Source organism: Verrucomicrobiota bacterium (assembly GCA_016871535.1).
Lineage (GTDB): Bacteria > Verrucomicrobiota > Verrucomicrobiia > Limisphaerales > SIBE01 > VHCZ01.
The window spans coordinates 1-10,935 of sequence record VHCZ01000210.1 but is presented as its reverse complement, the minus strand read 5'-3'; the positions used below and the strand labels follow the sequence as shown (position 1 = coordinate 10,935).

Sequence of the window (10,935 nt, the reverse complement as noted above, 5' to 3'; positions counted from 1 at the left end):
TGCCCAAAAACGGCTCTGGCACTACACTCGCAAGGAAGGAACGCACAATCGTTACTTCGCCACCCCTGCCGAGTTGTGTGCCAGTCTGTTCACCACTTTGAAGGATATCCAGCGGCACCCGGAAAAAATCCAAGGCCTATTGGAGCCATTTCTTTAATTATCGCTATGTAGCTTTATTGATGCGCTTCTGTGTACCTGCATTCTCCGGATCGTCTATTGTGGTATCGTCATCGAGCGGGAACGTCGTTTACCTCGCCGAGCAATCCAGATACCCGTTGGGCACTCTGCACTGGGAATTTCATCTATCGGACGAGCGATGGAGTCATTCGCTGCAGTGTCACCGCTATTCAAGTGGGCTGTTAAAATCGGTTGGTCTGCTGGTGACGTAGGTGAACTGAGGCACAGCGAGCTTTGCCCCGATAGCAAGCGCCGCCTCACGCGCCTTACTCAATCCGGGATTGCCGTCCTTCCATGCGTCGTTGTCAGCGGCGACGACGATTTCCCGCGACGGGAATTTTTGCCGCAACGCTCTTGCCACTGCCATAAGGTTTCCGCAGTGCATCGCGCAGACGGTCGCACGGTCGGTCGCTTCGTGGATACTCGCGCCGGTCGCGTAACCTTCACAGAGCACAAGCGGGCCGTCTGGTTTGTCGGCCAGCCCAAAAAAACATCCAGCAATGCGTCCGCCGCTCAAAAACTTTTTCAGGCCGTCGGCGGCGATGAATTGGACAGAGTGAAGCTCGCCGTTGATGTCGCGGAGCGGCAAGACTAACGCGCCGCGATATTCGCGCATGCCGCCGAATGCCTTCACGCCTTTAGCCGAAAGGTAAGCGTGCGCCCTCACCGGATTAGCTCGTTTGAAAAGCCAGCCGGCGGTCTTGCGCGCTTTATCCCGCCGTTCCTTTTCGACGCGAAGGCGATCGCGTTCAGCGTCCTGCCAGTCGCGACGAACTTCGTCCCGCTCGGCTTGGGACAGGCTGCCGTTGCGCTCGCACCACACTTCTTTGAAACCGCGTTTCCAGCAACCGAACGCGCCGGCAGCGGGCGGGCCAGCGTGAAGCACATACCACGAGTCGGGGGACTTGTCCCCTTCGACTTTGACACGGTGCAAACGTCCGTCGGCGACAAGCGGGCCGGTGTAGTCCAAGCCGGCGCGGTACATCATTGTCCGTAGCGAATCGAGCGGGCTCATCGTCGCCTCCTCTCGCGGCGGGCCTCTCATGCGGCCTCCTTCTGACTCAGCAAATTGACCAAGTCGCTTTCGAGCACGCCAGCAGCGCGTGTGCGGCCAGGCAAAACGCGCTTCTTCAGCACGCCTTGCTTGCACAACTTATCGAATGATCGGACTGACATTCCGAGCCGCGAAGCGCCTTCTTTTCGTCGGATGATGCGGGCGACGCGCTCGACCGGGGGTTCGTGGACAGGCGATGGGGGACTACGCAGTAGCGTGAGTAGGTGGTTACGCTCGCGTGGGCTGACGGTCGGGTCGCTACGGAGGACTGCTCTTACTGCGTCAAGTGTAGTCGATGGTATCGAGCACTGTGGACCGAGTCTGTTCGTCAATCATAGGCTGCGATGATTCCTGGTCGTCGTGGAGTCCTTCTTCCTTGGTCAGTTTGCGGGATTCCGGCAAGGTCTTGGCGACTTCCAGCCCAAGCTGCACGGCCAAATAAGTCTCGCCTCGATGCTCGATAAGGAAGTGAATGTATCGCATCCCAAGACGATCCCTTAGCATGACAGGCTTACTGTTGTTGAATCGAAGCTCCCAGTACTCACCAGCCAGTCGGAAAACATTTTCCGGCACGGGCGGAGAAGGAATGTTTTCCACTGGTTCAGCGGACAACTTCGTGACATCAGCATTGATTTCGGAAAAGTCCCGCAGTAGGAGCGGTGTGACATTTCCCTCAAACCACGCGGCGGCGCGAACTTCGCGTTGCAGCGTTGCGTTATCGAGTTCCTGGAGCAGTTGCGCCAGGCCCCATCGCCGAGCATATCGTTGGTCAAAGAATTCGGAATTGATTTGCCGGACAATCTCCATTTCCGGCGGCGATCGTTGTAGGAAACAAAGACTTGGTGATTCCAAGACCACTGCTTGGAAGTCCCTCCGAGAGATTCGCGGAAGTTGTTGCCCGGATCGGATCTCGTCCAGCTTGTTCCAGGCGTCGAACTGAATCTTTTCCAGCGATTCGAACAACGATTCGGTGCTCAACATCCATTTCCCAGCGCCGTAGGCCAGTCTTTGCACCTCGATCAAGTTGTTGTTCCTGTCCGGTGCGTCGAGGTTCCACGGAATTTCGATCACGTCGAATGTGTAGCGTGTGCCGTCCTTTAGAATCAGATGTCCACCAGGTCTGGCTGCCAACCCATCACGAAGGTATTCCGCGTCTTTGCCGAAGATAATCGTGTGCATAAAGCGCCTTCAGAGCTTGCCTGCCGCAGCGCCGCTGAAGGCTCCGCGCCGACAAGGTTTCGTCGGCTGATCGGGCTGGCGCGTATCCAAGTTTCGGGCGGCGGTCAGGATCGTCATTCGGTCACGCCACTTCCGCGAGTCGAGCAACCGGTTGGATCGTCTTCGCGATGGCCTGTGCGCTGGCGAGCCGCGCCGTGTCGAGTTCGTAGCGCGATTGCAGATTGAGCCAGAATTGCGCCGTGGTGTTGAAATACCGGGCCAGGCGCAACGCGGTGTCCGCCGAGATGCCGCGCCGCCCTAAAGCAATTTCATTGATCCGGCGCAAGGGAACGTGGATGTCCTTGGCGAGCCGGTACTGTGAGATGTCCATCGGCTTCAGAAAATCTTCCAACAGGATTTCTCCTGGATGCACCGGGTTCAAAGCGGGGTCTTTCATGCGAGGCGTTTCGTTGGCGCTCTCACGCTGCCGCTTCCAACACTACTTCGGGATGGCGAGCCGCCACACGCAACAGCACTCGCGCGGCCCCGCTGGGTGTGCGCGTGCCTTGCTCCCAATGGTGCAGCGTGCGGACGCTGATTCCGAGCAGCCTGGCGAACTTAGGCTGCGAGAGGCCAAGCTTTTCGCGAGTGGCAGCGATGCTTTTCTCCCAAGCGGATTCTTGCGCGCGGCGGTACGCTTGGGGATCAAGCGCACGGCGTGTGAAGCCGCCTTTGCCATCGGGCCGCACGTCCCACACGCGGGCCGGAGCGACTTTCCCGCTCTGGATGGCGGCGATCTCACGGTGAATCTGTTGAATCAGTCTCTTTGTCATAGGCCAATCTCACGGATAACAGTTCTCAATTCAGCCAGACTGAGGTCTTCGCGCTCGTTTTTCGCGTAGAGGCGAGCCAGGATGATCTGGCCCTGGGTCGTACGCCAAAAGTAGATCACCCGCGCTCCGCCGCGCTTGCCATGTCCCTTAGCCGCCCAGCGGACTTTGCGGAGTCCTTTGCCACCCGGAATGAGTTTTCCGGCCTCCGGGCGCGAGGCGAGTTGAATCTGCAAATCCAAATACGATTCGTCATCGAGCAAATCGAACAGCCGTCGCGTGAAAGCTGGCAGTTCGACAAAGACCACGGAGGGGAAACATACGCCATTGGAGTAGGGTGTCAACGGAGCGATTTTAGCGCCGCCGAGTCAGGCCCTGACCGAAGCGCCTCTTGCGGCTTGATCGGAGAGCAAGGCCAGCAACGTGGCTTTCTTCTCTTTCCAGTTCGTACCGGTTATGCTCTTCGCGAGGCGTTGGATTTCGTGGAAGATGTTGTCTTCTCCATTGCGTTGCTGTTTTGGTTCACCAATCACGGAGGGCAGCGCAGCCACGGCCCGGCCAGCGGCCAATTCGCCGACGTGCGTGTAATGCCGGGTCATGGCCGGATTGCTGTGGCCGACGATGGATTCCACCACGGCCAGCGGCGCGTTGCTCTCACGGCACAGGGAAACAAAGGTGTGACGCAACGAGTGGAATCCAACTTCGACAACAGCGCGCTTGCCGTCCTTGCCCGTACCGGGCTTGTGCGGTTTGATACCGCACGCCTGGAAATGGCGTTGAACCAAGTCCGTCACTAAGTCAGTCCGGCGACTGTAAAGCTCGGCGGTTTCCGGCAAGACGTAATCGGCTCGTCGCTCGGCGGGAGCCTCAGCGAGCATGCCGCGCAGGATCGGATCAATGGGAACGATGACCGGCTTGGCATTCCGGCGAGCGGTCTTGTTCGGGATGCGGCGAATGAAGCCGCGAGTCAGATCGACTTCCGCCCACCGGAGAGTTGCGCAATCTCCCAGGCGCAACCCGGTATAGACACCTAGGGCGAACAGCACGCGCAATTCGCCGGTCGCGGATTGGCAGATTCTGTGAAGCTCGTCCATCGTCAATTCCCGCCGGCTCTGGGTCGCGATCCGCTTTCGTTGGATGTCTTCCCAAGGGTTGTTGACCAACCTGGCCTTGTCGCGCAGAACGCGAAAGACGAGGGTGAGAAGGTTCAGGTGCTTGTTGAAGGTGTTCGGACTGAGCCGGTCGTGATTCAAGTGCGCGGCGTATTTTTCGGCGATCGCTTTGGACACCTCGCGAAGCGCCGTGGTTTCCGAGTGTTTTTCCTTCATCCACCGGGCGAATTGGGAGAACTGGAATTCATACTGCCGCAGCGTTGATTCACCGGTATCGGGGCGATTGGCAGCGGCCAGGTATTCCAGCCACGACTTCGCAATCGGCAGCGGGGGATTCAGTTCGTCTTCGAGCCTGGCGAGTTCGGCCTTGCGACCTTCGAGCTTCGACGCTACGGATTCAAGCGCGGCCGCTTCGTCGGCGACGGCGAACGGCGCCATGAGTTTCGCTTGGGCTTCTTCCGCATCACGCTTGGTTGTGATCGGATTTCCATGCTCGTCCCGCAGAGCCTTAGAGAATACCTTTCCTTCGACAGACCAGCGGACGTAGAAGGTGTCCCCGCGTTTGAACAGGTGGCCGGTTCGGTGTTTTGCCATATTCGCGTCCTTTCTCTTGCGTGCTGTTGTGGACGCGATTTAGCCAAAACCGATGCATATAAGTCAACCATAAAGTAACCACGAACATGTAAGTACTTGATGAAGTAATATTACAGCAGACTGTAATCTGCTGGCTTACGCCTACGCTGGTTCGAATCCAGCTCCTACCACCAGGCCAAGCACCTGCAAGATGGAAGACGCGGGCGCGGGCTGATCGTCTCGATGTGGCTGCCGGCTGAATCCGTCCGGTCAGCCGGCAAAGCTCCCTCAAAGCACCGCCTTCCAGCACTCCACCATCGAGCGTAATTCCTGGGTCTCTTCCGGTCGCACATTCGGCAACGGCGGGCGCACTGGACCGCCCGCAAGGCCCATCACGTCCATCATGGCCTTCATCACCGAGACTTCGTAGCCCTTGCGGCGGGCGCGCAGGGCGTAGAGCGGAACGACGTAGTCGGACATCAATTTCGCCAAACCGGACGCGTCATTCGCGGACGCGCGTTCGTGAAGCATGAACGAGAGCCGGGGCGCAACGTTTGCGATGCTCGACGTGTAGGTGCGAATGCCGATGGAGTAGTAGCCCGGAACTAGATCGTCCCCCGCGCCGCCGATCCAATACAATTTGTCCCCGAGGCGTTGTTTGATCATCTGGTAGCGCCGGATGTCCCCCTGGCCGTCCTTCCAGGCGATCAGGGTGGGAATCTGCGCGAGACGTTCGACGGCGGCCGGAGAAAAGTTCGCCCAGTCCCGGCTGTAAATGAGCAGGCCCAGCCGCGTGGCGGCGCCAATCGCGCGGTAATACTCGAACAAGCCCTCGTCCTCCGCGTTCGGATAGTAAGGCGGAAAAGCCAGAATGCCGCTCGCCCCCGCGGCGGCGGCTTGCTTCGCCAACTCGACCGCGAGTTGCTGGCCGAACCCGACGCCTGCGATGACCGGCGTTTTGCCACCCGTTTCCTCCACGGTCGCCTTGACCACGGCCAAATGCTCGGCCGGGGTCAACGAATACAATTCACCCGTGCCTCCCGCTGCCACCACGGCGCACATGGGATGCTTGAGCAAATGCCGAAGATTCTTGCGGAGTCCCTCGATATCGAGCGCCAGGTCTGTTTTGAAAGGCGTCACGGGAAAAGCGATGACGCCGCAGAATTTTGAACGCAGTTGGTTTGGATCCATAATTCGCGCACCGTGTCTTGATGCGGTGCGGAAAAGGAATTACCATAGGGCTGGCCCGGTCATCAACCATTTCGCCGCCCTCTGAGACGGGCCGTGTTGACAAGCGAGGCAGTCAATCATATCTACGCGGACAAATGAAGATCGATCCCCTCCGTCCCCCAGCAAGCGTGCTGCAGATTCTTGCGGCAAGTCTGTGGTTCTCGATAAACCTTGCCGCCTCCGAGCCGCAGAGCCAGCCCTTGGACCGGCGCGTTCCCGTCCGCGGCCTTCACCTATCCGCGCCGTCCAAACGTGATCTGCCCGCCGCCCTGGAATTCATCCGGACTGCGCTGCCCAAAGAGCGAGTCAACACGCTCATCCTGGAGTTCAACTACGGCTTTGACTTTCAGTCGCGACCAGAGTTCGCGGATCCCTCCGCGCTCGGACGGGAGGAGGTACAACAGCTCGCAAAGGCCTGCCGGGAGAACGGGATTGAGTTGATCCCCGGCCTCAACTGCCTGGGCCATCAATCCTGGGCGAAACGCAACGGGCGGCTGTTGGAGAAACATCCCGAATTCGACGAAACCCCGGGCAAGTTCCCGGACAACCAGGGAATCTATTGCCGCAGTTACTGCCCGCTCCACCCCGAAGTTCACAAGGTGCTGTTCGACTTGATCGACGAGCTGGCCAAAGCGTGTGACGCCAAATCGTTCCACGCCGGCATGGACGAGGTATTCATCCTGGCCGATCCGGATTGCCCGCGCTGCAACGGCAAGGATGCGGCGGAGCTGTTTGCCGGCGAAGTCAAAACGCTCCACGCGCACCTCAAAGAAATCGGGTGCCGCATGTGGATGTGGGGAGACCGGTTCATCGATGGCCTGTCCACGAAGCTCGGAAAATGGGAAGCGAGCGAGAATAACACGGCTCCCGCCATCGATCGCGTTCCAAAGGACATCGTGATTTGTGACTGGCACTACGAGAAAGCGCCGGAGACGCCGCAGTTTTTCGCCGGCAAAGGCTTCGATGTCGTGGCGTGTCCGTGGCGGAAACCCAACGTGGCGCTGGGGGAACTGACGCACATCCGAGCGATCCGCGCCGGCGGCGATCCGGCCTCTGCGCGCCGCGCCCTTGGCATCGTGCAAACCACCTGGTGCGGTTTCGCGCCGTTCATGCGCGCCTACAACTCGCTCGCCTCCGGCGCCACGGTCGAGAAGAACTCGGCGTCTGAAGCCGCGCAGTGTTTCATCACACTTTTCAAAACGGTTCGAGGGGAAGAAGAAGGCGCTCGGCCTGACCCGTGATTCTCCTGATCAATTTCAAATTTCAAATTTGAGATTGGAGACCTGGGCCGTTTGGATCCGCAGACTCCCCCGCAGACACACACGCCACCTGACAATGCCAAGTCCAACTCCTCAGCGCACGCCGTGATTCTCTGCCTTGGAACAACGCCCGCGGTGCAGCGCGTCATGAGATTCCGCAAGCTGACTCTGGACGCCGTGAATCGCGCCGTTCAAACCCTGGACGGCGCCGCAGGCAAATCGATCAACGTGGCCAAAGTGTTACACGCGCTCGGCGAACATCCGGTCGCGGCCGGCTTTCTTGGCGGCGACCGCGGGGCGTATCTGCGCGCGTTGTTGGAGACGCGAGGCATTGAATCGGATTTTGTCCAGGTCGCCACGCCAACTCGCCAGTGCGTGACCCTCCTCGATGAATCGACGGGCACGGTCACGGAACTAGTGGAAGAAAGTGGTCCAGTCGTCCCGGACGATTTCGAAAAGCTGATGGCCATCGTTTGCCGCCGCGTTCCACAGTGTCAGGCGATGGTGATGTCGGGAACGATCGCCGCGGGCGGTCAGGTTGACCTGTACTTGCAATGCACTCGCCTGGCGAATGAAGCCCGCGCGCTGTCCGTGGTGGATGCTCAAGGCGCGCCGCTCCTCGAAGCCTTGAAGGCGCGCCCCGGAGTGGTGAAACCGAACCGCGCCGAACTCGCCGCGACCGTGGGCCGCGACCTGGAAAACGAAGCGTCCGTGATCCAGGCGATGCAGACGCTCGCCAAGCGCGGCGCGCAACGCGTGATTGTGACCGCGGGCAAAGAACCTGTGCTGGCGTTCGACGGCCGCGCTGTCTGGCGAATCGTGGCGGCCCGCATCAAGCCGGTCAACCCGATCGGTTCCGGAGACGCATTCACGGCCGGGCTGGTCTGGCGGCTCTTGCGCGGCGACGATCTCGGCGAAGCCTGCCGCTGGGCCAGCGCGGCAGGAGCGGCTAATGCGCTGACACTGCTCGCCGGAGAAGTGAATGGGCAAGACGTAGAACGCTTGGTGCGCGAAGTGATTGTGGAGCCGGTTTAGTCTAGTCTAAGGCTAGAGCCCATGGCCAATCGCCAATCGCCAATCGCCGATGGCGCATCGCCCCGGACAAGACTCGTTGACATGGAACGCGCTGATTTCAAATACTTCGCTTTCGCAACGTGAAAACAACAAAACGCAAAGTCCTGGTCATTTTGTCCAACCGCCTGAACCGGCTGCAAAAGGTCCGCTTCGTCGAACTGGACTGCGACGACAAAGGCAACATTTTCAAAGAGACCCCTCTTCGGGCGCAGCCTCGCAAACCGATCTACGCCGAGGTTTGGGAAAACGACGACGGCAAAACCTCCATCTCCTCCTGCACCCGCTTCAAACGGAAATACGGGCACCCGCTCCAGAAACCCAAGGCCTGAAGAACTGGCAGCGTCCTTCAGGAATTTGATCGGAGCGCGGCATTTACTATGCAGACCGTGGGATTGACGACAGATCGACCGGAGAACCGTAGCGCAGATTTTCAATCTGCTGGATCGCCGATTTCCAATCGGCAGGGCGCCGGCAAGTCCCAGCGGGCTCGGACTGGGAGAGGCCCCGCAGAATACAATTCTGCGATACGGCAGAGTGCAACTCTGCGCTACGAGCTTTGTCGTCCATCCCGCGGACCAAGCAGTATGCCGCTTCAAGCCCTCGCCCTGACCAAGATGCTTTCCTGCGAACGGGCGATGAAGCGGCCTGAAAGCCGCGCTCCGACGGAAAGTGGCGCTGTAGTGTTGAGAGCCGGGAAAGTTTACTCCGGCTCAGCGGCGCGCTACATTCGCGGCAATGAGTCTTCGGCAGCTTCCCCGTTTCTCGCGGCCTCTGCTCCTGGCAATGGCCGCCGGTCTCCAGTTCGCCACCACTGCCGGGCAAAACCTGGATGGGCCCGAGGCGGACGACATTTTCCGCAGCACGAATCTCCTGCGCCTTTCCATCGAGATTCCGGAAGAAGGCTTGCGAACGTTGCGAGACTCCTCCCGGCGATCCGACGCGGAGAAGAAGCCCAAAGCCCGCGCCCGCGTCGTGGAAGGGGGCCGGGTTTACACGAATGTGTCCGTGCAATTGAAAGGCACGGGCACGTTCCGGCCCATCGACCAGTTGCCTTCGCTCACGCTGAACTTCGACAAGTTTGCGCTCAAACAGACATTCCACGGCCTGACCAAGATTTCTCTCAACAACTCGGTCCAGGATCCCACTTGCCTGCACGAAAAAATTTCCCGCGAACTATTCGCCGCCGCGGGCGTCCCGGTGCCGCGCGCGGATCACGCCGTCGTGACGCTGAACGGACGCAAACTCGGGATCTACGTTCTGGTGGAGGGCTATAACAAGCAGTTCCTCCGGCGTTATTTCAAGCGCACCGACGGCAATCTTTACGATGGCGGGTATCACCGGGACATTGACGCGCCCCTCGAATTCAGTTCCGGTGCCAAGCCTTCCGACCGCTCCGGCCTCAATCGCCTGCTCGCCGCGACACGGGAATCGGATCCTGAAAAGCGCATGCGCGCGTTGGAACGCGCGCTCGACCTGGACCGGTTTCTCTCCATGCTGGCCGTGGAGACCTTGCTGAGCCACTGGGACTGCTATTCCATGAACCGAAGCAACTATCGCGTCTATCATGATCCAGACTCCGACAAGATCGTGTTCATGCCACACGGGATGGACCGTGTCCTGGGCGGGTTCCACTCGAACCTCGACTTGCCGGTCGTTCCGCCGATGAGAGCGCCGGTCGCGCGCGCCGTGATTTCGACGCCGGAAGGGCGGCGCCGCCACGTCGAGCGCGTCGGCACGCTGTTCACGAATCTTTTCCGGCCGGATCGCCTGGGCCGGCGCGTGCGAGAGATGGATGCCAAGATCGCCCCGGAAATGGCTCACCTGGAAAAGCGCTGGCCAACTCAGGTGCGAAGCCCGCTCTGGGATGTTCTGACTTCCGGTAACCATGCCCGCGACGTCGAGGACCTTTGTGCCAGGATCTCAACCCGTGCGGCGCATCTGAAAGACCAATTCTCGCAACCGCGCGAATTATTCGTGCCAGCCCCGCGAATCGAATTCGCTCCCGGTGGGCTCGCGCAAATCGCGGGCTGGAAGCTCAAACCTATGGACGGCCAAGTCCAGGCGGTGTGCGCGGCCACGAAGATTGAGGGAAAAGAAATGCTGCGCGTGGAGATGCTGTCCGGCGCGAAGACCGCATTGCTCCGCCGTCGAGCCAGTCTGCCGCCAGGCCGCTACCGGCTCTTGGGGCGAATGAAATCGGTCGGGGCGGGCCTGCTCGGAATGCGCGGCGGGCCGAGCGTCATGGTTCATTATTCCGGGACATGACTGTCCGGTTAATTTTGGGCCGACACTGGTTTCTATGCGATAGAATGGGCCTGGAACTGTACTCATGACATTTTTCGATTTCGTTTCTGGATGGCTTTTCCCCAGGGTGTCTTCCCGCCTGCGGGCGGGACTGAACCTCTATGAACGAAGGCCGAACGGTGTTTGCCCAACTGATGGACGAACTGCCCAAATACGAATTCGAC

General features: G+C 59.7%; 11 protein-coding genes. 4 read left to right on the top strand and 7 right to left on the bottom strand.

Annotated elements, in window-relative coordinates:
* Positions 1-343: 343 nt before the first annotated feature.
* The 7 genes from FJ398_21135 to FJ398_21105 all read right to left on the bottom strand — a co-directional run bounded on the left by FJ398_21135 (position 344) and on the right by FJ398_21105 (position 6,095).
* Positions 344-1,222 carry a toprim domain-containing protein gene (locus FJ398_21135; protein MBM3840419.1) on the bottom strand — a complete coding sequence of 293 codons (879 nt, stop codon included), beginning with the start codon at positions 1,220-1,222 and terminating at the stop codon, positions 344-346.
* Between the two features lie 291 nt (positions 1,223-1,513).
* Positions 1,514-2,410, bottom strand: a complete 897-nt coding sequence (locus tag FJ398_21130; GenBank protein ID MBM3840418.1) for a hypothetical protein — start codon at positions 2,408-2,410, stop codon at positions 1,514-1,516.
* A gap of 121 nt (positions 2,411-2,531) precedes the next feature.
* Positions 2,532-2,846: a HigA family addiction module antidote protein gene (locus FJ398_21125; protein MBM3840417.1), complete on the bottom strand. Its 315-nt coding sequence runs from the start codon at positions 2,844-2,846 to the stop codon at positions 2,532-2,534.
* Positions 2,847-2,868: 22 nt separating this feature from the next.
* Positions 2,869-3,222, bottom strand: a complete 354-nt coding sequence (locus FJ398_21120) for a helix-turn-helix domain-containing protein (protein MBM3840416.1) — start codon at positions 3,220-3,222, stop codon at positions 2,869-2,871.
* A complete protein-coding gene (locus FJ398_21115) occupies positions 3,219-3,527 on the bottom strand; it encodes a type II toxin-antitoxin system RelE/ParE family toxin (protein MBM3840415.1) in 309 nt (102 codons plus the stop codon). Before FJ398_21115 ends, FJ398_21120 begins: the two co-directional genes overlap by 4 nt.
* 60 nt (positions 3,528-3,587) lie before the next feature.
* A complete protein-coding gene (locus FJ398_21110; protein ID MBM3840414.1) occupies positions 3,588-4,925 on the bottom strand; it encodes a hypothetical protein in 1,338 nt (445 codons plus the stop codon).
* Positions 4,926-5,192: 267 nt separating this feature from the next.
* Positions 5,193-6,095 (bottom strand): 5-dehydro-4-deoxyglucarate dehydratase, encoded by a 903-nt coding sequence (locus FJ398_21105; GenBank protein MBM3840413.1) that lies wholly within the window; start codon positions 6,093-6,095, stop codon positions 5,193-5,195.
* Between the two features lie 20 nt (positions 6,096-6,115).
* Between FJ398_21105 and FJ398_21100 the strand changes: the two genes are divergently transcribed.
* The 4 genes from FJ398_21100 to FJ398_21085 all read left to right on the top strand — a co-directional run bounded on the left by FJ398_21100 (position 6,116) and on the right by FJ398_21085 (position 10,732).
* On the top strand, positions 6,116-7,375 hold the full coding sequence (locus FJ398_21100) for a glycoside hydrolase (GenBank protein MBM3840412.1): 1,260 nt from the start codon (positions 6,116-6,118) through the stop codon (positions 7,373-7,375).
* Positions 7,376-7,498: 123 nt separating this feature from the next.
* On the top strand, positions 7,499-8,428 hold the full coding sequence (locus FJ398_21095) for a hexose kinase (GenBank protein ID MBM3840411.1): 930 nt from the start codon (positions 7,499-7,501) through the stop codon (positions 8,426-8,428).
* A gap of 119 nt (positions 8,429-8,547) precedes the next feature.
* Positions 8,548-8,796 (top strand): hypothetical protein, encoded by a 249-nt coding sequence (locus FJ398_21090; protein ID MBM3840410.1) that lies wholly within the window; start codon positions 8,548-8,550, stop codon positions 8,794-8,796.
* A 406-nt stretch (positions 8,797-9,202) separates the two neighbouring features.
* Positions 9,203-10,732 carry a hypothetical protein gene (locus FJ398_21085; GenBank protein MBM3840409.1) on the top strand — a complete coding sequence of 510 codons (1,530 nt, stop codon included), beginning with the start codon at positions 9,203-9,205 and terminating at the stop codon, positions 10,730-10,732.
* Positions 10,733-10,935 lie beyond the last annotated feature (203 nt).